This window comes from Kitasatospora sp. NPDC002965 (genome assembly GCF_040611255.1).
Classification (GTDB): domain Bacteria; phylum Actinomycetota; class Actinomycetes; order Streptomycetales; family Streptomycetaceae; genus Kitasatospora.
Map to the genome: position 1 here is coordinate 38,912 of NZ_JBEXNT010000021.1, position 21,034 is coordinate 59,945.

17 protein-coding genes and 2 tRNA genes are annotated in these 21,034 nt (G+C 71.7%); 5 read left to right on the plus strand and 14 right to left on the minus strand.

The features are described from left to right. Positions 1-56 precede the first annotated feature (56 nt). Together wecB and ABZY91_RS11925 are read left to right on the plus strand one after the other, a co-directional pair. Positions 57-1,217 carry a UDP-N-acetylglucosamine 2-epimerase (non-hydrolyzing) gene (wecB, locus tag ABZY91_RS11920; protein ID WP_355401740.1) on the plus strand — a complete coding sequence of 387 codons (1,161 nt, stop codon included), beginning with the start codon at positions 57-59 and terminating at the stop codon, positions 1,215-1,217. Between the two features lie 160 nt (positions 1,218-1,377). Then, complete coding sequence (locus ABZY91_RS11925; protein ID WP_355401742.1) at positions 1,378-2,910, plus strand: glycosyl hydrolase family 18 protein; 1,533 nt, start codon at positions 1,378-1,380, stop codon at positions 2,908-2,910. Positions 2,911-2,941: 31 nt separating this feature from the next. Here ABZY91_RS11925 and ABZY91_RS11930 read toward each other — a convergent pair whose 3' ends face one another. From ABZY91_RS11930 to ABZY91_RS11965, 8 genes are all read right to left on the minus strand, one after another. Next, positions 2,942-3,463 (minus strand): hypothetical protein, encoded by a 522-nt coding sequence (locus ABZY91_RS11930; protein WP_329885125.1) that lies wholly within the window; start codon positions 3,461-3,463, stop codon positions 2,942-2,944. A gap of 262 nt (positions 3,464-3,725) precedes the next feature. Then, entirely contained in the window at positions 3,726-6,365 is a 2,640-nt protein-coding gene (locus ABZY91_RS11935) for a valine--tRNA ligase (RefSeq protein ID WP_329951469.1), read from the minus strand. A 149-nt stretch (positions 6,366-6,514) separates the two neighbouring features. Beyond that, on the minus strand, positions 6,515-7,804 hold the full coding sequence (clpX, locus tag ABZY91_RS11940) for an ATP-dependent Clp protease ATP-binding subunit ClpX (protein ID WP_329885123.1): 1,290 nt from the start codon (positions 7,802-7,804) through the stop codon (positions 6,515-6,517). A 296-nt stretch (positions 7,805-8,100) separates the two neighbouring features. Continuing rightward, a complete protein-coding gene (locus tag ABZY91_RS11945; RefSeq protein ID WP_329885122.1) occupies positions 8,101-8,763 on the minus strand; it encodes an ATP-dependent Clp protease proteolytic subunit in 663 nt (220 codons plus the stop codon). Positions 8,764-8,813: 50 nt separating this feature from the next. After that, on the minus strand, positions 8,814-9,419 hold the full coding sequence (locus ABZY91_RS11950; RefSeq protein WP_327683831.1) for an ATP-dependent Clp protease proteolytic subunit: 606 nt from the start codon (positions 9,417-9,419) through the stop codon (positions 8,814-8,816). 322 nt (positions 9,420-9,741) lie between these two features. Continuing rightward, complete coding sequence (gene tig / locus ABZY91_RS11955) at positions 9,742-11,139, minus strand: trigger factor (protein ID WP_329885121.1); 1,398 nt, start codon at positions 11,137-11,139, stop codon at positions 9,742-9,744. A 256-nt stretch (positions 11,140-11,395) separates the two neighbouring features. Further along, positions 11,396-12,883 (minus strand): MDR family MFS transporter, encoded by a 1,488-nt coding sequence (locus ABZY91_RS11960; protein WP_329951468.1) that lies wholly within the window; start codon positions 12,881-12,883, stop codon positions 11,396-11,398. Between the two features lie 99 nt (positions 12,884-12,982). Further along, positions 12,983-13,056, minus strand: a tRNA-Pro gene (locus ABZY91_RS11965). A 144-nt stretch (positions 13,057-13,200) separates the two neighbouring features. Here ABZY91_RS11965 and ABZY91_RS11970 point away from each other — a divergent pair. Beyond that, a tRNA-Gly gene (locus ABZY91_RS11970) sits at positions 13,201-13,271 on the plus strand. A gap of 99 nt (positions 13,272-13,370) precedes the next feature. On the opposite strand, the gene ABZY91_RS11975 is transcribed toward ABZY91_RS11970, so the two are convergent. Next, entirely contained in the window at positions 13,371-13,922 is a 552-nt protein-coding gene (locus ABZY91_RS11975) for a hypothetical protein (protein ID WP_329951467.1), read from the minus strand. A gap of 218 nt (positions 13,923-14,140) precedes the next feature. Here ABZY91_RS11975 and ABZY91_RS11980 point away from each other — a divergent pair, with 218 nt between their 5' ends. Further along, positions 14,141-14,950, plus strand: coding sequence for a DUF6348 family protein (locus tag ABZY91_RS11980; protein WP_355401746.1), 810 nt, complete (start codon positions 14,141-14,143; stop codon positions 14,948-14,950). Between the two features lie 105 nt (positions 14,951-15,055). Here the strand turns inward: ABZY91_RS11980 and ABZY91_RS11985 are convergent, their stop codons facing one another. The 4 genes from ABZY91_RS11985 to ABZY91_RS12000 all read right to left on the minus strand — a co-directional run bounded on the left by ABZY91_RS11985 (position 15,056) and on the right by ABZY91_RS12000 (position 18,627). Further along, entirely contained in the window at positions 15,056-15,250 is a 195-nt protein-coding gene (locus tag ABZY91_RS11985; RefSeq protein ID WP_329885117.1) for a hypothetical protein, read from the minus strand. Between the two features lie 515 nt (positions 15,251-15,765). Next, on the minus strand, positions 15,766-16,995 hold the full coding sequence (locus tag ABZY91_RS11990) for a PP2C family protein-serine/threonine phosphatase (RefSeq protein WP_355401748.1): 1,230 nt from the start codon (positions 16,993-16,995) through the stop codon (positions 15,766-15,768). 322 nt (positions 16,996-17,317) lie between these two features. Beyond that, the gene (locus tag ABZY91_RS11995; RefSeq protein ID WP_329885115.1) at positions 17,318-17,809 is read right to left on the minus strand and encodes a ribose-5-phosphate isomerase; all 492 of its coding nucleotides are present in this window, start codon (positions 17,807-17,809) and stop codon (positions 17,318-17,320) included. Between the two features lie 203 nt (positions 17,810-18,012). Then, positions 18,013-18,627, minus strand: a complete 615-nt coding sequence (locus ABZY91_RS12000) for a biotin transporter BioY (protein ID WP_329951465.1) — start codon at positions 18,625-18,627, stop codon at positions 18,013-18,015. Positions 18,628-19,003: 376 nt separating this feature from the next. On the opposite strand from ABZY91_RS12000, the gene ABZY91_RS12005 reads away from it, so the two are divergent. Next, the gene (locus ABZY91_RS12005) at positions 19,004-20,311 is read left to right on the plus strand and encodes an amino acid permease (RefSeq protein ID WP_329885198.1); all 1,308 of its coding nucleotides are present in this window, start codon (positions 19,004-19,006) and stop codon (positions 20,309-20,311) included. A gap of 88 nt (positions 20,312-20,399) precedes the next feature. On the opposite strand, the gene ABZY91_RS12010 is transcribed toward ABZY91_RS12005, so the two are convergent. Next, the gene (locus tag ABZY91_RS12010; RefSeq protein WP_355401750.1) at positions 20,400-21,032 is read right to left on the minus strand and encodes a DsbA family protein; all 633 of its coding nucleotides are present in this window, start codon (positions 21,030-21,032) and stop codon (positions 20,400-20,402) included. Between the last annotated feature and the right edge of the window lie 2 nt (positions 21,033-21,034).

A 21,034-nucleotide genomic window follows, 5' to 3' on the forward strand; every position in this document is an offset into this window, starting at 1 on the left:
CGCTCGCCCGGCCCGACCGCTCGCCGCCCGCCCGGCCCGACCCCGGAGTTCCCGTCATGTCCTCGTGCCTCCCGCCGAATCCCGCCGCCCGCCCGCTCGCCCCCGGCAGCGTCGCCGTCGTCCTCGGCACCCGCCCCGAGCTGGTCAAGCTCGCCCCGCTGATCCACGAGCTCGGGCCGGCGACCCGGCTGGTCCACACCGGCCAGCACTGGGACGAGGCGATGTCCGGCCGCTTCCTGCGCGACCTCGGCCTGCCCCGCCCCGAACTGCTCACCGGGGTCGGCGGCCGTCCGCGCGCCGGGCAGATCGCCCAGTCCCTCGGCCAGCTCGACGCCGCCTTCGCCGAGGACCGTCCGGCCGCCGTCGTCGTCCAGGGCGACACCAACGCCACCCTGGCCGGCGCGCTCGCCGCCAACGCCCGGGAGATCCCGCTGGTCCACGTCGAGGCCGGGCTGCGCAGCTTCGACCGGGCGATGCCCGAGGAGCACAACCGGGTGATGGTCGACCACGTCTCCGACCTGCTCTGCGCCGCCACCACCGACAACGCCGCCAACCTGCGCGCCGAGTCACTGGCCGAGGAGCGGATCGCCCTCACCGGCAACACCGTCGTCGAGGTGGTCCGCCGTCAGCTGCCCGACGCCCGGACCCGGGCCGCGCTGCTCGCCAGGCACGGGGTCGAGGAGGACGGCTACGTGCTGGCCACCGTGCACCGGCCGGAGAACACCGACACCGCCGAGGCGCTCGGCGCCGTCCTCGGGGAGCTGGACCGGATCGCCCGGGCCGGGACCCCGGTGCTGTTCCCGATGCACCCGCGCACCCGCGCCGCCGTCGAGCGGTTCGGGCTGGACGCCCTGCTGGAGCGACTGGCCGTCACCGGACCGGTCGGCTACGGCGACTTCCTGGGTCTGGCCCGGCACGCCGCGCTGCTGGTCTCCGACTCCGGCGGGGTGCAGGAGGAGTGCACCGTGCTCGGCCGCCCGCTGCTGGTCGTCCGCCGCTCCACCGAACGGCCGGAGGCGGTCGACGCCGGCTTCGCCGCGCTGGTGCGGCCGGGCGAGGAGCTCGGCGACGCGGCCCGCGCCTGGCTGGCCGACACCCCCGAGCGGCTCGCCCGGCTGGCGGTCACTCCCAGCCCCTACGGCGACGGACTCGCCTCGGCCCGGATCGCCGGGCTGACCGCGCGGCTGGCATCGCCGCAGGTCACGGCCGCCGCCTGACCGTCCTCTTGACAGGCGGATTGGTCTACTCCACCTTGTGAGGCAAGTCTCCTTCCCCGACAGGGACTTGAGTTGTCGGTAGCTCCCACACGCGCACCATCGACACCCGGACGGCTCTCCCCCACAGGAGCCGACGGCCTCCCCCACAGGAGATGGAGTCATGCCACTTGCCCGACACCGGCGCCCACGCGCCGTGTATTCCCTGCTCGCCGGCGCCAGCGCGATCGCGGTGGGCCTGAGCGGACTGGTCCTCGCCGGCGGCACCGGTGCGCACGCCGCCGCCGACGCCGCCGAACTGATCACCAACGGCGGCTTCGAGGACGCCAACCACCTCGGTGGCTGGACCTGTTCCTCCGGCGCGACGGAGACCGCCACCGTGCACTCCGGCTCGGCCGCACTGCGCTCCACCCCGGGCAACAGCGCCACCGGCGAGTGCAGCCAGACCGTCACCGTGAAGCCCTCCTCGACGTACACCCTGAGCAGCTGGGTCCAGGGCTCGTACATCTACCTGGGCGCCCGCGGCACCGGCGGCACGGACCCGAGCACCTGGACCCCCGGCGGCACCGGCTGGTCCAAGCTCAGCACCACCTTCACCACCGGGGCCGGCACCACCAGCGTCACCGTCTACCTGCACGGCTGGTACGGGCAGCCGGCGTTCCTGGCCGACGACGTCTCGCTGCTCGGCCCCGGCGACCCCAAGCCCACTCCCACCCCCACCACCGCGAGCCCGACCCCGACGCCGACCGACTCGCCGACACCGACCGAGACGCCGACGCCCACCGTCACACCCACCCGGCCCGGGCCCAAGCACCTGCTGACCGGCTACTGGCAGAACTTCGACAACAACGCCACCGTGCAGCGGATCAGTGACGTCCCGGCCGCGTACGACATCATCGCGGTCTCCTTCGCCGACGCCACCAGCACGCCCGGCGGGCTCAGCTTCACCCTGGACCCGGTCCTCTCCTCCAAGCTCGGGGGCTACACCGAGGCCCAGTTCAAGGCCGACATCGCGGCCAAGAAGGCGGCCGGCAAGAAGGTGATCCTCTCGGTCGGCGGCGAGAAGGGCACGGTCTCGGTCAACAGCGCCGCGTCCGCGACCAACTTCTCCAACACCGCCTGGTCGCTGATGCAGACCTACGGCTTCGACGGCGTCGACATCGACCTGGAGAACGGCGTCAGCGCCACCTACATGGGCCAGGCCCTGCACAGCCTGGCGGCGAAGGCCGGCAAGGGCTTCGTGCTCACCATGGCGCCGCAGACCATCGACATGCAGTCGACCGGGATGGAGTACTTCAAGCTGGCGCTGAACGTGAAGGACATCCTCACCATCGTCAACATGCAGTACTACAACTCCGGCGCCATGCTCGGCTGCGACGGCCAGGTCTACTCGCAGGGGAGCGTCAACTTCCTCACCGCACTGGCCTGCATCCAGCTCAAGGGCGGGCTCCGGCCCGACCAGGTGGGGCTCGGCGTCCCCGCGTCCACCAGCGCGGCCGGCGGCGGGTACGTCAGCCCGAGCGTGGTCAACAACGCGCTGGACTGCCTGGCCGCCGGCACCGGCTGCGGCACCTTCAAGCCCGACACCAAGTGGCCCGGGATCGGCGGCGCCATGACCTGGTCGACCAACTGGGACGCCAAGGCGGGCGGCGGAATCGCCTCCACCGTCGGCTCGCACCTGCACGCGATGCCGTAACCTGCCCCGTCCGGCGGGCCCGGGCCGGGGTTCAGCCCCCGGCCCGGGCCTCCGGGATCTCGGCGCCGCCGTGCCGGCGCCGCAGCTCGGCGGTGATCTCGGCCAGCTCGCCCTCCGGCAGCAGCGGCAGCATCATCGCGACGCCCTGGAGCAGGCCGCCGAGCAGGAACGTGGTGTCCGGGGTCGCCGCGACCAGGCCGCGGACCTCGGCCACCTCACCGGCCGCGACCGCCTCGATCAGCCGGGCCGCGTCCACGCTCTCCTCGTCGACCTCCACCGCGCCGGTGTCCCGCGGCGCCCGCCGGGCCATCGCGCGCAGCACCCGGTCACCGACCTCGGGCGCGTAGGCCTTGCGGACGGCCTCGGCGGCGATCCAGGCGAGCAGGGTGGTCACCTCGCGCTCGGCCTGCTCCTCGAACAGCCGGTCCAGCGCGTGGTCGAACGCGAGCTGGTTGCCGTGCCGGAACGCGAGCAGCAGCACCGCCGCCCTCGCCTTGGCCTCCTCGACCACCTCGGCAGGCAGTTCGTCGACCAACTCCTCGGTCACCACCACGCCACACCCTCCCGTCGCTCCTCGGCTCTGCGGAACTCGAAGCACACCGTACACATCCCACCTGCCAACTTCCGCGAACGCGCGCGGGCAAGAGCGGAATGAATTCGGGCGGAAAGGGACCTCACCCGGTCCAGGATGAATATTCGCCGGAAGGGAGCAAGGGGATTGGGCTATTGGGACGCACGATTACCCGACGTCCGGAAAAACGGAGGAGCCGCACCCCGCGTCGGCGGGGCACGGCTCCTCGGGATCCGCGTCCGGATCAGCCCTGCGGCAGCGCCGCGAGCTGGGCGGTGATCCGGGCGATGTCGGCCCCGGCGGCCTCCTGCCGGACCCGGATCTTGGCGACGACGTCGTCCGGCGCCTTGGCGAGGAACGCCTCGTTGCCGAGCTTGGCGCCCGTCTGGGCCTTCTCCTTCTCGGCGGCCGCGAGGTCCTTGGCGAGGCGCTTGCGCTCCGCCGCGACGTCGATGGTGCCGGACAGGTCGAGCGCCACGGTGGCGCCGGCGACCGGGAGCGAGGCGGTGGCCGCGAAGCCCTCCTCCGGGACGGTCAGCCGCAGCAGCGCCCGGATCGCGTCCTCGTGGACGGCGAGCACGGTGCCCTCCAGGTCCAGCCGGGCCGGGACCCGCTGCGCAGGCTGGAGGCCCTGGTCCGAACGGAAGCGACGGACCTCGGTGACCACCTGCTGGAGCGTGGCGACCTCGGCCTCGGCCCCGGCGTCACGGAAACCGGCGTCCTTCGGCCACTCGGTGACGACCAGCGACTCGGCCCCGGTGAGCGTCGTCCAGAGCGCCTCGGTGACGAACGGGACGATCGGGTGGAGCAGCCGCAGCGTGACGTCTAGGACCTCGCCGAGCACCCGGCGCGAGGCGTCGGCCTGCGCGCCGCCCTTGGCCAGGGTGGTCTTGGAGAGCTCGACGTACCAGTCGAAGACCTCGTCCCAGGCGAAGTGGTAGAGCGCGTCCGAGGCCTTGGCGAACTCGTAGTCGTCGTAGAGCGCGTCGACCTCGGCCACGGTCGCGTTGAGCCGCGAGAGGATCCAGCGGTCGACCGAGGTCAGCTCCTCCGGCGCGGGCAGCGGGCCCTCGACGGTGGCGCCGTTCATCAGCGCGAAGCGGGTCGCGTTCCAGATCTTGTTGCAGAAGTTCCGCGAGCCCTTGACCCAGTCCTCGCCGATCGGCACGTCGGCGCCCGGGTTGGCGCCGCGCGCGAGGGTGAAGCGGACGGCATCGGCGCCGTAGGCGTCCATCCAGTCCAGCGGGTCGACGGCGGTGCCGGAGGACTTCGACATCTTCTTGCCGAACTCGTCACGGACCAGGCCGGTCAGGGCCACCGTCTTGAACGGCGCCTGGCCGTCCATCGCGTACAGGCCGAACATCATCATCCGGGCGACCCAGAAGAAGATGATGTCGTGGCCGGTGACCAGGACGTCGGTGGAGTAGAACTTCTCCAGGTCCGGGGTCTGCTCCGGCCAGCCGAGCGTCGAGAACGGCCAGAGACCGGAGGAGAACCAGGTGTCCAGGACGTCCGGGTCCTGGTGCCAGCCCTCGCCGGTCGGCGGCTCCTCGTCCGGTCCGACGCAGACGACCTCGCCGTCCGGGCCGTACCAGACCGGGATCCGGTGGCCCCACCAGAGCTGGCGCGAGATGCACCAGTCGTACATGTTGTCGACCCAGTCGAAGTAGCGGCGCTCCAGCTCCTTCGGGTGGATCTCCACCTTGCCGTCACGGACCGCGTCGCCGGCGGCCTGGGCCAGCGGGGCGACCTTGACCCACCACTGCAGCGACAACCGCGGCTCGACCACGGTGTGGCAGCGCGAGCAGTGGCCGACGGCGTGCATGTACGGGCGCTTCTCGGCGACGATCCGGCCCTGCTCGCGCAGCGCGCCGACGACGGCCGAGCGGGCCTCCAGACGGTCCAGACCGAGGAAGGGGCCGTGCACGGTGATCGCGCCGCGCTCGTCCATGATGCTCAGGTTCGGCAGGTCGTGGCGCTGGCCGATGGCGAAGTCGTTCGGGTCGTGCGCCGGGGTCACCTTGACCGCACCGGTGCCGAACTCCGGGTCGACGTGCTCGTCGGCGACGACCGGGATCTCGCGGTCGGTGAGCGGCAGCTTGATGGTGCGGCCCACCAGGTGCCTGTACCGCTCGTCCTCCGGGTGGACCGCGACGGCGGTGTCACCCAGCATCGTCTCGGCCCGCGTGGTGGCGACGACGATCGAGTCCGCGCCGTCCCCGTAGCGGATCGAGACCAGCTCGCCGGGGACCTCCTCGTGCTCGACCTCGATGTCGGAGAGCGCGGTGAGACAGCGCGGGCACCAGTTGATGATGCGCTCGGCGCGGTAGATCAGGCCGTCGTCGAACAGCCGCTTGAAGATGGTCTGGACGGCCTGCGACAGACCCTCGTCCATGGTGAACCGCTCGCGCGACCAGTCCACGCCGTCACCGAGACGGCGCATCTGGCCGAGGATCCGGCCGCCGTAGTTCTCCTTCCACTCCCAGACCTTCTCGACGAAGGCCTCGCGGCCCAGGTCGTGCCGGGAGAGGCCGGACTCGGCGAGCTGCTGCTCCACCTTGTTCTGGGTGGCGATGCCGGCGTGGTCCATGCCGGGCAGCCAGAGGACCTCGAAACCCTGCATGCGCTTGCGCCGGGTCAGCGTGTCCATCAGCGTGTGCTGGAACGCGTGGCCCAGGTGCAGCGCACCGGTGACGTTCGGCGGGGGGATGACGATCGTGTACGGGGGCTTGTCGCTCTTGGCGTCGGCGGTGAAGTAACCGCGCTCTACCCAGCGCTCGTACAGCTCGCCCTCTACGTCCGCCGGAGCGTAGGTCGTCGGGAGGGTGGCTGCTTCGTCCCCGGCGGGCGTACTCGCGGGGCGCTGGTTCGTGGTGTCGGTCACGACGGACAGTTTACGTAGTCCGGGAACCGGGTTACGAACCGCTTTCCCCCGGGAGCGCCGGGACGGGCCCCCGGAGCGGCCCGGACCGCACGGCGGGGGCCCCGGAACCGTGAACGGTTCCGGGGCCCCGGCCGACGACGTGCGGCAGGTCAGGCGCTCTTGTCGCGCCGCTCCCGCTTGATCATGTCGCGCGGCACCAGGGTGGGGATGGCGTGCTTGGAGACGACGTCCCCGGTCACCACCACACGGGCGACGTCCTGACGCGAGGGGACCTCGTACATCACGGACATCAGCACCTCCTCCATGATGGCCCGCAGACCGCGCGCGCCGGTGCCGCGCAGGATCGCCTGGTCGGCGATCGCCTCCAGCGCGTCCCGGGAGAACTCCAGCTCCACGCCGTCCAGTTCGAAGAGCTTCCGGTACTGCTTGACCAGCGCGTTCTTCGGCTCGGTGAGGATCTGCAGGAGCGCCTCGCGGTCCAGGTTGTGCACGCTGGTGATCACCGGGAGGCGGCCGATGAACTCGGGGATCATGCCGAACTTGACCAGGTCCTCCGGCATCACCTGACGGAAGTGGTCGCTGGAGTCCACCTCGCGCTTGGAGCGGATGGTGGCGCCGAAGCCGATGCCCTTGGCACCCGCCCGGCCCTCGATGATCCGCTCCAGGCCGGCGAACGCGCCACCCACGATGAACAGCACGTTGGTGGTGTCGATCTGGATGAACTCCTGGTGCGGGTGCTTGCGGCCCCCCTGCGGCGGCACCGAGGCGGTGGTGCCCTCCAGGATCTTCAGCAGCGCCTGCTGCACGCCCTCGCCGGAGACGTCACGGGTGATCGACGGGTTCTCGCTCTTTCGGGCGACCTTGTCGATCTCGTCGATGTAGATGATCCCGGTCTCGGCCTTCTTGACGTCGTAGTCCGCCGCCTGGATCAGCTTCAGCAGGATGTTCTCGACGTCCTCGCCGACGTACCCGGCCTCGGTCAGCGCGGTGGCGTCGGCGATCGCGAACGGCACGTTCAGCATCCGGGCCAGGGTCTGCGCCAGCAGCGTCTTGCCGGAGCCGGTCGGCCCGAGCAGCAGGATGTTGGACTTGGCCAGCTCGATGGCGTCCTCGCGGCCGTTGCCGCCGCTGCGGCCGGCCTCACCCGCCTGGACCCGCTTGTAGTGGTTGTAGACGGCCACCGACAGCGCCTTCTTGGCGAGGTCCTGGCCGACCACGTACTGGTCCAGGAACTCGTAGATCTCGCGTGGCTTCGGCAGTTCCTCGAAGCGCACCTCGGAGGTCTCGGCGAGCTCCTCCTCGATGATCTCGTTGCACAAGTCGATGCACTCGTCGCAGATGTACACGCCTGGGCCGGCGATCAGCTTCTTCACCTGCTTCTGCGACTTGCCGCAGAACGAGCACTTGAGCAGGTCGCCACCGTCTCCGATGCGTGCCACGAGGTGCTTCCCCTTCGCCAGGGGCCCCGCGGGGGTTCCGGGGCCTGGTGCTGTGGACCGTCGACGCCGACGGCGAATCGGTCTCGCTATCCGACGGTACTCTGCCGAGCCGCTGATTCCGTCCTCTTCGCCGGGTCTGCCCTACGCCCTGGGCGAATTGATACCGAACAGATGCCGTTGCGGGAGCCGCCGGTGTGCCGGGGCGGGGCGCGCGGACCTGCCGCACGCCCCGCCCAGGAGCTCCGTCCTCGCGGTCCCGCCCGCCCGGTGCCGGGTGAGCGGGACCCTTGCCGGCCTCAGGAGGTCAGCGAGGCCTTGCGGGTGGAGATGACCAGGTCGATCAGACCGTACTCGACGGCCTCCTCGGCGGTCAGGATCTTGTCGCGCTCGATGTCGTCGCGGACCTGCTCCACCGACTTGTTGGAGTGCTTCGACAGCATCTCCTCCAGCTGCTCGCGCATCCGGAAGATCTCCCGGGCCTGGATCTCCAGGTCGGACACCTGGCCGCGGCCGGTCTCCGTGTACGGCTGGTGGATCAGGATGCGGGCGTTCGGGAGCGCCATGCGCTTGCCGGGGGTGCCGGCCGCCAGCAGGACGGCCGCCGCCGAGGCCGCCTGGCCCATGCAGACGGTGGTGATGTCCGGCTTGACGTACTGCATGGTGTCGTAGATGGCCGTCAGGGCCGTGAACGAGCCGCCGGGCGAGTTGATGTACATCTGGATCTCGCGGTCCGGGTCCATCGACTCCAGGCAGAGCAGCTGCGCCATGATGTCGTTGGCCGACACGTCGTCCACCTGCGAGCCGAGGAAGATGATGCGCTCCTCGAACAGCTTGGCGTACGGGTCGTACTCGCGGATGCCCTGCGAGGTGCGCTCGACGAACCGCGGGACGATGTAGCGGCCCTCGGCTCGCATGTCCTCGACGCGCGCCTTGGCACTGGAGAGGCTGGGGATGTTCATGGGGGTTCTTGTCCTCCGGAGCGTTGTGGCTGTGGTCTCGTGGGCCAGGCTCAGGCGCCCGTGCCGCCGCCGCCGGGGACGTCCGCGGCGCTGTGCATGATCGCGTCGATCAGCCCGTACTCCAGGGCCTCCTCCGGGGTGAACCAGCGGTCACGGTCGGAGTCCGAGGTGATCTGCTCGAAGGACTGGCCGCTGTGGAAGGCGATCAGCTCGGACATCCGCTTCTTGGTGCGGAGCAGCTGCTCGGCCTGGATGCGGATGTCGGTGGCCGAACCGCCGAGGCCGGCGGAGGGCTGGTGCATCAGGATGTTGGCGTTGGGCAGCGAGAAGCGCTTGCCCTTGGCACCCGCGGTCAGCAGGAACTGGCCCATCGAGGCGGCCATGCCCATCGCGATGGTGACGACGTCGTTCTTGATGTACTGCATGGTGTCGTAGATCGCCATGCCGGCCGAGATCGAGCCGCCCGGGGAGTTGATGTAGAGGAAGATGTCCTTGTCCGGGTCCGCGGCCAGCAGCAGGAGCTGGGCGGTGATCTTGTTGGCGATGTCGTCGTCGACCTGCTGGCCGAGGAAGATGATCCGCTCGTTGAGCAGCCGGTTGTAGACCTGGTCGCCGAGGCCGCCCAGCACGTCACCAGAGGCGGCGTGCGGCGCCATCGGGCCGGGCATCTGCATCTGCGGGTACGTCACTTAGCCACCTGCTCAGTCGATTTGGACGGTCGCTCCGCGACCGTCACGGTGTCGCACAGCTTCCGGGTATCACGTCGTGATTGTTGCTGTCCATGGACCCTAACGCGCAGGCCGGGCCACTGAATCCCTCACGCAGAACTGTTCGCTGTGAGCGCAGGGTTCACGCCCGACGGGCCCGGCGGCACCGGGAACGCGGCACGGAACGCCGCGGGCGCGGCCGGGAACACAGCGGGCCCGGACGCCGTACGGCGTCCGGGCCCGCTGTCGCGCCTCAGGGCGACCGGGGAGGTCAGGCCTCGGTCTTCTCCTCGGCCTCGGCCTCGGCGGCCGGGGCCTCGACGGTCTGAGCCGACTCGTCGGTCTCGTCGTCGTCGAAGTTGATCTCGTTGCCCTCGGTGTCGACGACCTTGGCGGCCTCGACCACCGTGGCCAGCGCCTTGCCGCGGGCGACCTCGCCGACCAGCAGCGGCACCTGGCCACCCTGGACGACCTGCTGCGCGAACTGGTCCGGGGTCAGGCCCGAACCGGCGGCACGGCGGATGAGGTGCTCGGTCAGCTCCTCCTGGGAGACGTTGAGCTCCTCGTCGGCGACGATCTGGTCCAGGACGAACTGGGTCTTGATGCCCTTCTTCGCCTGCTCCTCCAGCTCACCGAGGTACTCCTCCTCCGACTTGCCCTGGGTCTCCAGGTAGGTCTTGAGGTCGAGGCCCATCGGCTCCAGCTGGTGGTGCTCCAGGTTGTGCTTGCGGGTCTCGATCTCGTCCTTGAGGAGCTTCTCCGGGAACTCGATCTCGACCAGGCCGAGCAGCGCGTCCAGCACCTTCTCCTGGGCCTGGGTGGCCTGGTCGTACTCCTTCATGCGCTCCAGGCGCTTGCGGGAGTCGCCACGCAGGTCCTCCAGGGTGTCGAACTCGCTGGCCAGCTGGGCGAACTCGTCGTCCAGCTCCGGCAGCTCCTTCTCCTGGACGGCGGTGACGGTGACGGTGACCTCGGAGGTCTTGCCCGCCTGGGTGCCACCCTTGAGCTCGGTGGAGAAGGTGGCGGTGCCACCGGCCTCCAGGCCGATGACGGCCTCGTCGATGCCGTCGATCAGACGGCCCGAGCCGATCTCGTAGCTCACGCCGGCGGCGGTGCCGTCGTCGGGCACCTCGCCGTCGACCTTGGCCTCCAGGTCGACGACCACGGTGTCGCCGTCGGCCGCGGCGCGCTCGACGTCCTTGACCGAGGAGAAGCGCTCGCGCAGCTGCTCCAGGGACTTGTCGATGTCCTCGTCGGTGACCGCGATCGGGTCGACGGTGACCTCGATGGTCGAGAAGTCCGGAAGGGTGATCTCCGGGCGGATGTCCACCTCTGCGGTGAACTTCAGGTCACCGCCGTCGGCGATCTTCTCGACACCCTCGATGTTGGTGATGTCGGGCTGGCCGAGGACCTCGATCTTGCCCTCGTCGACGGCCTGCGTGTAGAAGCGCGGCAGGGCGTCGTTGACGGCCTCTTCCAGCACGGCACCACGGCCGAAGCGCTGGTCGATGACACGGTTCGGGATCTTGCCCTTGCGGAAGCCCGGGACCGAGACCTGCTGGTTGATCTTCTTGTACGCCGCGTCGAGGCTGGGCTTGAGCTCCTCGAAGGGCACCTCGACGGTGAGTCGAACCCGGGTCGGGTTCAGAGTCTCGACGGCGCTCTTCACGGTTGGGTCTCCTATGGGCTTGCGGTCAGGTTGTCTCCGCCCTCCCCGGCCACCGGCCTGGGGCCGGTAAGCGGACGGATCGGGCGAGACGGGCGATGGGCGGTTGGAGCTGCATCTCCCGTGGGGGGTGGACGGTGAGCGTGACTCCTCGCCCTCATGCGGTTGACCTGGGTGGACGCCGCAGGGACTACCGCCAGCGCCCCATCCTACCGGTACCACGAAAGGCGGACGCCAGGGCGACGCCGTCGGGGGCCGCTCAGGCCCTGCCGACGGGCTCCGGGGCGGGTTCCCGGGCGGGACCCGCACCCTCCCGGCCGGGGGCCGGGCGCATGGTCGCCGCAGCGTCGGAGTCCCGCACCAGCAAGGCGATCAGGGCTGCCAGCAGGGCCAGCCCGGCGGCGGTGAGGAAGGCCGCGCGGTAGGCGACGAGGTTCGCCACGGGCGTACCCGAGGCGTTCACGGCGAACGGTCCGACGGCGGTGAGGACGGTGCCGAGGACGGCGACACCGAGCGCCGATCCCAGCTGCCGCTGGGCGTTGTAGAGGGTGGAGGCGGCGCCGGTGTCGGCCGGGGCGACGGTGGAGAACGCGGCGGTCTGCGAGGGCATGAAGACGTGCGCCATCGCGAAACCGGTGACGAAGAGCAGCACGCGGACGGCCCAGAGGTTGCTCTCCGGCCCGATCGCGGCCATCAGGGCGAGGCAGCCGGACACCACGGCGGCGCCCGCGACGAGGAGCCGGCGCGGGCCGAACCGCGGGTAGAGCCGGCCCGCCACCTGGGAGGCGAGCATCACACCGAGCGCTTCCGGGAACACCATCAGACCGCTGTGCAGGGCGTCCATGCCGAGCGCGTCCTGCATGAGCAGCGGGAAGAGGTAGAGCATGCCGAGGAAGGCCGCGCCGGAGAAGAGCGAGAGCAGGTTGGTGGTGCGGAAGATCCGGTCCCGGAAGAGCCGCAGGTCGAGCATCGGCTCGGGGCGGCGCAGCTCGACCACGACCAGGGCGACGAGCGCGAACAGCCCGCCGAGCGCCGAGACGAGGATCCGTGCGCTCCCCCAGCCCTCCGACGCGCCCTCGGAGAGCGCGTACATCGTGGCGCCGAAGCCGACGGCGGAGAGCAGGAAGCCGGCCGCGTCGAACCGGCCGACCCGCTCGGCGCGGTAGTCGGGCAGGAAGAGCACGCCGAAGACGAGGGCGGCGAGGCCGACCGGCACGTTGACGATGAAGACCCAGTGCCAGGACCAGCCGTCCACCAGCCAGCCGCCGAGCACCGGCCCGGCGGCGGGGGCGACGGCGGTCGGCAGCATCAGCACCCGGGTGGCGCGCATCCGCTCCTCCTGGGGGAAGGCCCGGAAGAGCATGGTCATCCCGACCGGGGTGAGCAGCCCGCCGGCCGCGCCCTGGAGGACCCGGTACAGGGTGAGCGAGGTCATCGAGCCGGCCGCACCGCAGAGCAGCGAGGCGACGGTGAACAGGGCCAGCGAGAGGAGGAAGACCCGGCGGGTGCCGTACCGGTCGCCGAGCCAGCCGGAGAGCGGGACGAAGACGGCCAGGCTGACCAGGTAGCCGACGTTGATCACGCCGACTCCGGCCGGATCGGTGCCGAACTCGCGGCCGATCGCGGGCAGGGCCACGTTGACGATCGTGGTGTCCATGATCGACATGAACAGCGCGGCGACGAAGACGACGCCGACCGCGATCTTGGGATTCATCCGCGCCGGGTTCGTCCGTGTCGGGCTGCGCATCGAGGGCTCCTGGATAAATGAAAAATCAACCACCCACGATGCCGGACGGGACCCGGAAACGACAACAGGGCCTCGTCGACGACGAGACCCTGCGCACTGTCGGGGTGACCGGATTCGAACCGACGGCCTTCCGCTCCCAAAGCGGACGCGCTACCAAACTGCGCCACACCCCGTGGTGCCGAGAGGAAGCGTACACGCCGTGCCCTGCCGGTTCGGCGAGATATTCCGAGCCCCCGAAACGAATGTGGTGTGCACGCAGCCGACCGAACCAGGTACGCTGTTCCCGACCTTCCGTCCGGCAACGGCCGGGGGATCGCGCGGGCGTAGCTCAATGGTAGAGCCCTAGTCTTCCAAACTAGTCACGCGAGTTCGATTCTCGTCGCCCGCTCAGAAGTCCGGCCCCGGAGTGATGCCCCGCATCGTTCCGGGGCCGTTCGCGTACCCCGGCGGGCCCCGCCTGCGGGCCCTCCCCCCTCCCGACCGCGGGTCAGAGGCCCAGCCGGGCCGCCCGGGCGGCGGCCCGGTCGAGCAGCCGGTGGACGTCGGACTGCCGGGTGGCGGGCCGGTCGTTGTACTCGTCCGGGGAGTTCACCGGACGACCGGTGGCGTGCAGGACCTCCATCAACTGGACCCGGGCGGTGCGGACCGTCGCCGGGGTGCCGAAGCCGTGGGCCAGGACGGCGGCCTGCGCGCCGAGCAGGCAGACCCGGCCGTCCGCGTCCCACATCGCGCCCTGGAGCCAGCCGTGGGCGGCGATGTACCGGGAGGCGAGGCCGAGGTGCTCGGCGGCGGTCACCGGCGCGGGGCGGGGCGGGCGGCGGAGCGCCCGGTCCAGCAGGGTGGCCCGGGGCACCCGGTGCCCCGCGTACCAGGGGCGGAGCGCGGAGCCGAGCGGGCAGACGTACGGGACCGGCGTGCGCGCGGGGGCGGGCAGCGTGGCCAGGTACGCCTCGATCTCGGCGACCAGGCCGGAGCCGCCCGGGGTCGGCCGGTCCGGGGCGAACAGGACAGGAGGCGGCGTCAGTTCGGTGCGGGGCATGCGGGTTCTCCCGGCGGGGCCGATGGTTTCCGCTACCCAAAATGGTGCATAGGGGGCATTTCTGCGACCGGAGCGCGCCTCGTGAGGGCTCGGCCCCGGGCCGGCGGCGGCCGCGGTGCGGTTTCCCGGGGAGCCTCCGGGCCGATAGCCTCGGCGGCGTTCGAAAGCAGTTCGACGGAGGTTCGCGACGTTCGGAGCCCGAGAGTGGAGGAGTCCCCGTGCGCCCTCAGGACCGACTGGCCGTCATACAGCGATCCGTGGTCCGGGAGATGGGGCGCCTCGGGCAGCAGTTCACCGTCGACGGCGAGGTGGTGCGCGGCCCGGGGACGACCGCGGTCGCCGTCCGCGAGCACCCGGGCGGCGAGGGCGCCGGCCATGTCGACCTCGGCTACGTGCTGGAACTCGGCCGGGCCGACGCGCCGGTGGTCTGGGACTGCACGGCCGGTCTCGGCAAGACCGAGGAGGAGAAGCTCGACAGCGCGGTGCGGATGTGGGCGACCACGACCGCCTCGGCCCTGGTCGAGCTGCGGGAGGGCGGCGGCAGGCACGGCGACCACGCCGACCATCCCGAGCTGCCCGGCTGGCACGCCGTCCAGGGACCGGCGGCGGTGTTCGGGTTCGGCAACGAGCGGCTGGCCGGCTGGCTGGCCGAGCACCGGGTCCTGCCGGCGCTGGCGCCCGCCCTGCTGCCCGCGCTGGGCGGACCGGACGGGCGGGGCGGACGGGGGCCGCACGGGGTCAAGCTGTTCCTGGGCGGCAAGGCGGGGGACGACGTCGCCGAGGTCCGGGTCGACGGAGAGGTCTCCGAGGCGGCATCGGCGGCGCTGCGCGCGCTGGACTGGCCGCGCGGCGAACGGCTCTGCTGGGCGCGACTGTTCGCGGTGCTGACGGCCCAGGGCACGGCGGTGCCGACGGCCGCGCCGGCCGGTGCCGGCGAGGTCGCGGCGGCCCGGCCGGCGGCCGTGGCGGCGGCGCGCCCGCAGGGCCTGTTCGCCCGATGGCGGCAGGCGAGACGCGCCGGCCGCTGACGGACGGCCGCTCCTCGGCCCACCGGCTCGCGTCCGGGCCCGGACGCCGCCAGGGGCATGCGTCGGACCGGCCGCGTCGGATCGGCCTGTGTCGGCCGACCCGGGTCAGCTGGCGATGTTGGAGATGGACTTGGCGACCTGCGCCAGGAAGTCCTGGATCGGCTTGGCGGCCGTGCTCTGGTTGAGCATGAACCCGAACAGCGCGGCCAGGATGAAGTGCCCAGTCTTCAGCTGCTTGTTGCGGATGAAGATGAAGCAGACGATGCCGAACAGGACCAGAGCGGAGACGGAGAGTGCCACCCGGACTCACTTCCTCGATTCGTATCGGGGTGCCACCGGCTGACAGCCCCTGCGAAGCCGGACCCCGGCCTGTCCGACGGTCCCGAGGCGGAACGGCAGATCGCCCGGCACGTCGAGGCCGGAGGAGGAGCCCGGTACGGCCGCACGGTGCCCGTCGTGCCGCATGTGACGCCCCCCATCCCCCGAATCCTGAACAGTCCCGCCCGGACTCAGTGTGGTCGACCGTGCCGATTGCGTAAAGGTCTGACTGTCAGCCGAACGCCGATATCCTGCGATGCGAGACGAGTTTCCGCCGACCGAGACGATAGTCGAGACGTTCTGACGAATCATCGGCGGGGCACCGCTGAGCGGCCGGGAAACGTCCGGGGGGCCGGACCGGAACCCGCTGGTCCGCTCTGCCGCCGGGGCACCGGAATTGGCCGAAGATCAGCTCCCAGGCTTGACAGCAGCTGCCGTTGGCATGTGCCTCCGCACGACGGTGCCCGCGACCTCGACCGGAGCCGGGCGACGGGCCGTCAGTCGCGCCAGAGCAGCAGCACCGCACGGTCGTCGTTGATGTCCCGGGCGACCGTCTCGATCAGCCGGGCGGCCGCTCCGCCGCCCGTGCCCGGACCGCTGCCCGGCACCAGCCGGTCCGCCTCGCCCATCAGCCGGTCCATGCCCTCGGAGAGGTCCCGGCCGGGCGCCTCGACCATGCCGTCGGTGCAGAGCATCAGGACGTCGCCGCGGTTCAGCCTCCCGCGCACGCCCTCGAACTTCGCGCCGTCGTAGATGCCGAGCGCCGGGCCGTCCGCGGCCTCCTTGAGGTCCCAGCGGCCGGCGCCGGCCAGCCGCTGCATCCCCGGCAGGTGTCCGGCCGAGAGCAGCTCGTACTCCCCGCTGTCCAGGTCCAGCACCAGGTGGACGGCGGTGGCGAAGCCCTCCTCCCAGGACTGCCGGAGCAGGTAGCCGTTGGCGGCGGGCAGGAAGTCGTGCGCGGGCAGGGAGCCGAGCAGCCCGCCGAAGGCGCCGGAGAGCAGCAGCGCCCGGGAGCCGGCGTCCATGCCCTTGCCGGAGACGTCCGCGAGGACGACCTCCAGCACCCGCCGGCCCGGGCCGGTCCGGTCGGCGACCACGAAGTCGCCCGAGAAGGACTGCCCGCCGGCCGGGCGCAGCGCCATGTCGGCGTGCCAGCCGTCCGGCAGCCGGGGCACCCGGCTCTGCACCCGGAGCCGCTCGCGCAGGTCGAAGAGCATGGTCGAGCCGCCCCACCAGGGCACGCCCACCCGGCTGCGGAACTGGGCCAGCAGCAGACCGCCGACCCCGGCCGCGCCGACCACCAGGGCGGCGCCGGGGGTGACCCCGTAGGTGTAGGCCTCGGGGTTGTCACTGGCCACCCGCTGCCCGGTGTGGATCACCGACTCGGCGGAGAGGCCCAGGGCGGCCAGCGCGTAGAGCACCACCAGGGAGCCGGGGCGCAGCAGCAGGGCGGCGGCCAGGATCGGCAGCACCAGGGCGGTGGGCGGGGCCCAGGCGGGCCACCAGATGTTGAGCAGGATCAGCAGCGGCACCAGCAGGGCGAGCGCGCAGAGCACCGGCCAGTCGGCGGCGCCGCCGCGGAAGTAGTCGACCCCGGCTGTGCGCAGCCTTCGGCGGACCCGGCGGAGCCTCTTGCGCAACCGGGCCGTCACGGGGTCGGACGCCGTGGCGGCGCCGGGCCTCGTCGCAGTCGTCTGGGGCGGTGAGCCCGGCGGTCTGCCAGCCATGGGGACCGACCATATCCAGCGGTCGCGGTCGGCGTCGACGGCCAGGACGCGGGCGGCCTCGCCGTGGCGCGGGCCCGTCAGCGGGTTTCGGCCGATTGCGGCGGGCGGCGACCGGTGCGTCAGGAGGCGTGCGCCGGTTGGGCGTACGAACCGCCCGCGCGGCGCACGCGCCCCGCGTGCGGGCACTGTGGCGCGCTGCGCACCGGGGCGGGTGCTGTGGCCGATCACACAGGGGCTCGCGGGTCCCGAACGTACGGCGACCGGCCGCGCCTGCGGGGCGCGGCCGGTCGCCGGGAGGGTTGCGGGGGGACGGGCGGGAGGGTCAGCCCTCCTGCTGCGGGTGGTGGGCCGGGATCGGCGGGAGCTCCCCGGTGATCTCGTAGACGCTCAGCATGTCGATCCGGCGGGTGTGCCGCTCGTCGCCGCTGTACGGGGTGCCGAGGAAGACCTCGACGAACCGGGTGGCCTCCTCCTGGGTGTGCATACGGCCACCGATGGAGATCACGTTGGCGTTGTTGTGCTCGCGGCCGAGAGCGGCGGTCTGCTCGCTCCAGGCCAGCGCCGCACGGACGCCCTTGACCTTGTTGGCGGCGATCGCCTCACCGTTGCCCGAGCCGCCGATCACGATGCCCAGCGCCTCCTTGTCGGAGGCCGTGCGCTCGGCGGCGCGCAGGCAGAACGGCGGGTAGTCGTCAAGGGCGTCGTAGATGTGCGGCCCGCAGTCGACCGGCTCGTGGCCGGCCTCCTTCAGCCACTCCACGAGGTGGTTCTTGAGTTCGTATCCGGCATGGTCGGAGCCCAGGTACACGCGCATGCCCATGAGTGTGGCATGCGGGTGGACCCGGGCTCCGCAGGGGGCCGGACGAGCCGGACGGAACCGGCAGGTCGATTCCCGAAGGCGGTCGGTTCCCGGTGGCTGCCGGTTCCCGGTGGGGGTCGGCTTCCGAAGGCGGTCGGTTCCCGGTGGCGGTCGGATCCCCGCCGGCGACGCGGTCGCCGACCGGCGTCCCGGTTCCCCTACCGGCGGCCGAGCAGCTTCCAGGCCAGCGGGAGGGCGCCGGCCGCCAGCGCGGCCTTCAGGGCGTCCCCGACCAGGTAGGGGTAGAGGCCGAGCTCGGCGGCGCGGCCCAGCGACACGTCCAGCGCGAAGGCCAGGTACGGGACGCCGACGGCGTAGATCGCGAGGCTGCCGAGGACCATCGCCGCCGCGGTGCGCAGCGGGGAGCGGTCGGCGCCGCGGCGGGCCAGCGCGCCGACGAGGCCCGCGGCCAGCACGAAGCCGATCGGGTAGCCGAGCGAGGGGATCGACCAGCCGGAGGCGGTCTGCGCGAACCACGGCAGGCCCGCCATGCCGGCGAGCAGGTAGAGGGCGAGCGAGGCGATGCCGCGCCGGGCGCCGAGCGCGGTGCCGACCAGCAGGGCGGCGAAGGTCTGGCCGGTGACCGGCACGGGGGAGCCTGCGACGTTCACCGACAGCTGGGCGGCCAGTCCGGTGAGCGCGGCGCCGCCGGCCACCAGGGCCAGGTCGCGCGCCTGGGTGCCGAGCCGGGTGCCCGCGGCGGGCAGCAGATCGGCGAGGACGGCACGGTTCAGGGTGGGGGTACCGGCGGTCGGGGTGCTGGCGGTGGCCATCGGGCTTGTCTCCTCGGTTCGTCCGTTCAGGTGAGTGAACACCTGTGAACCTACGCGTCGATCACGCCCGGCACCGTCAGGGATCCGGACAAAGCCCCGGCCACCCGCCTTGTCGGGTCCGGCCTCCGGGAGCGACGGAACGTGACGGACGGCGAAGGTCTGCGTCACGATCCGGTCCGCATACTGGTCCGGATCGGGGCATCCTTGGCATGGACAGCCTTGTCACCGGATATTGGGCAACTCGCACCGCATGTCGAACAGTCTGGATCCCTTCCCCATGGCCCGTACCTCCGCGCCCCCGGCGCCCGGGACCACGCCCGCTCCCCCGGCCGGCGGCCAGCAGCTCTCCCACGGGCTCAAGCAGCGCCACCTCTCGATGATCGCGCTCGGCGGGGTCATCGGCGCCGGCCTCTTCGTCGGCTCCGGCGCGGGAATCGCGGCGGCCGGTCCGGCGATCATCCTGGCCTTCGTCCTCTCCGGCCTGCTGGTCATGCTGATCATGCGGATGCTCGGCGAGATGTCGGCCGCCCGCCCGGCCTCCGGCTCCTTCTCGGTGCACGCCGAGAAGGAGATCGGCCCCTGGGCCGGGATCACCGCCGGCTGGATGTACTGGGTGATGCTCTGCTGCGGCGTCGCCGCCGAGGCCACCGCCGCCGGGCGCATCGTCAACGGCTGGATCCCCGGTGTCTCCGCCTGGGTCTGGGTCGCCCTGTTCATGGTCTTCTTCTGCGCCAGCAACCTCACCGCGGTGAAGAACTTCGGCGAGTTCGAGTTCTGGTTCGCCGCCGTCAAGGTCGCCGCGATCCTCGCCTTCCTGGTGCTCGGCGGGCTCGGCATCGCCGGCGTGCTCGGCCCCGGCGCCCCCGGCACCGCCAACCTCACCGGCCAGGGCGGCTTCCTGCCCAACGGGATCGACGGCCTGATCGTCGGCCTGCTCGCCTCCGTCTTCGCCTACGGCGGTCTGGAGACCGTCACCATCGCGGCGGCCGAGTCCGAGGACCCCCGGAAGAACGTCGCCAACGCGGTGCGCACCGCGGTCTGGCGGATCGCGATCTTCTACATCGGCTCGATGGCGCTGGTCGTGACCCTGGTGTCGTGGAAGGACCCGTCGGTCGTCGAGAACGGCCCCTACGTCACCGTGCTGCAACACCTGAGCGTGCCCGGCGCCGGGACGATCATGGAGATCGTGGTGCTGATCGCCCTGCTCTCCGCGATGAACGCCAACATCTACGGCTCCTCCCGGATGGCCTACTCGCTGGTCGCCCGCGGTCAGGGCCCGAAGGCGCTGGCCAAGGTCAGCGGCGGAGTGCCGCGCCTGGCCGTGATCGCCTCCTGCCTGTTCGGCTTCGGCGCCGTACTGGCCTCCAAGTTCTGGCCGGACACCGTCTTCACCTGGCTGATGAACACCACCGGCGTCGCCATCCTGGTGGTCTGGCTCTTCATCTGCCTCGTGCAGCTGCGGATGCGCCGCCGGCTGGAGCGCGAGTCGCCCGAGCTGCTCACCGTGAAGATGTGGGGCTTCCCGTACCTGACCTGGGTGGCGATGGCCGCCGTGGTCGGCATCCTCGCCCTGATGACCACCACCGAGGGCAACCGCCAGCAGCTGTACGCGGCCGGTGTGCTGGTCGCGCTGCTCAGCGGGGCGGGCCTGCTCAAGCAGCGCCGGGACGCCGCCCGCGGCTGACCGCGGGGCCGACCCGGCCGCAGGACACGGAGAGGGCCCGGAACCGCCGCGAACGCGGTTCCGGGCCCTCGTCGTACGCGGGTGCGGCCTACTCGAAGGACGGGCTGGCCGTACGGGTCCGCTTGATCTCGTAGAAGCCCGGGGTGCCGGCGACCAGCAGGGTGCCGTCCCAGAGCCGCGCCGCCGCCTCGCCGCGCGGTATCGGGGTGACCACCGGGCCGAAGAACGCCACCCGCTCGCCGTCGGCGCCCTCGACCGCGATCACCGGGGTGCCGACGTCCTCGCCGACCAGCGTGATGCCCTCCTTGTGCGAGGCGCGCAGGGCCTCGTCGTACGCGTCGGTCTCCGCCGCGTCCGCCAGCTCGACCGGCAGACCCGCCGCGACCAGCGCCGCCTCGACGGTCTCCCGGTTCTGCGGCAGGCCCTGGTTGTGGAAACGGGTGCCCAGCTCGGTGTAGAGCCGGCCCAGCACCTCGTCGCCGTGCTGCTGCGCGGCGGCGATGCAGACCCGTACCGCGCCCCACGCGTTGTCCAGCAGCTCCCGGTACTTCTCCGGCAGGTCGCGGTGCTCGTTCAGCACCGACAGGCTCATCACGTGCCAGTTCACGTCCACCGGGCGGAGCTGCTGCACCTCGATCAGCCAGCGGGACGTCATCCAGGCCCACGGACAGGCCGGGTCGAACCAGAAGTCGGCGGTCTTGCGCTCAGCGGCAGTCGTCACGG

Excerpts from the sequence above, each read along its gene's own strand:
- ABZY91_RS11950 (WP_327683831.1), bottom strand. The coding sequence starts at position 9,419 with ATGGCGCCGCACGCCGCCTCTGGTGACGTGCTGGGCGGCCTCGGCGAC.
- ABZY91_RS12005 (WP_329885198.1), top strand. The coding sequence starts at position 19,004 with ATGATCGCGCTCGGCGGGGTCATCGGCGCCGGCCTCTTCGTCGGCTCC.
- ABZY91_RS12000 (WP_329951465.1), bottom strand. The coding sequence starts at position 18,627 with ATGGCCACCGCCAGCACCCCGACCGCCGGTACCCCCACCCTGAACCGT.
- ABZY91_RS11995 (WP_329885115.1), bottom strand. The coding sequence starts at position 17,809 with ATGCGCGTGTACCTGGGCTCCGACCATGCCGGATACGAACTCAAGAAC.
- ABZY91_RS11975 (WP_329951467.1), bottom strand. The coding sequence starts at position 13,922 with ATGCCCCGCACCGAACTGACGCCGCCTCCTGTCCTGTTCGCCCCGGAC.
- ABZY91_RS11945 (WP_329885122.1), bottom strand. The coding sequence starts at position 8,763 with ATGAACATCCCCAGCCTCTCCAGTGCCAAGGCGCGCGTCGAGGACATG.
- wecB (WP_355401740.1), top strand. The coding sequence starts at position 57 with ATGTCCTCGTGCCTCCCGCCGAATCCCGCCGCCCGCCCGCTCGCCCCC.
- ABZY91_RS11925 (WP_355401742.1), top strand. The coding sequence starts at position 1,378 with ATGCCACTTGCCCGACACCGGCGCCCACGCGCCGTGTATTCCCTGCTC.
- ABZY91_RS11960 (WP_329951468.1), bottom strand. The coding sequence starts at position 12,883 with ATGCGCAGCCCGACACGGACGAACCCGGCGCGGATGAATCCCAAGATC.
- ABZY91_RS11990 (WP_355401748.1), bottom strand. The coding sequence starts at position 16,995 with ATGGCTGGCAGACCGCCGGGCTCACCGCCCCAGACGACTGCGACGAGG.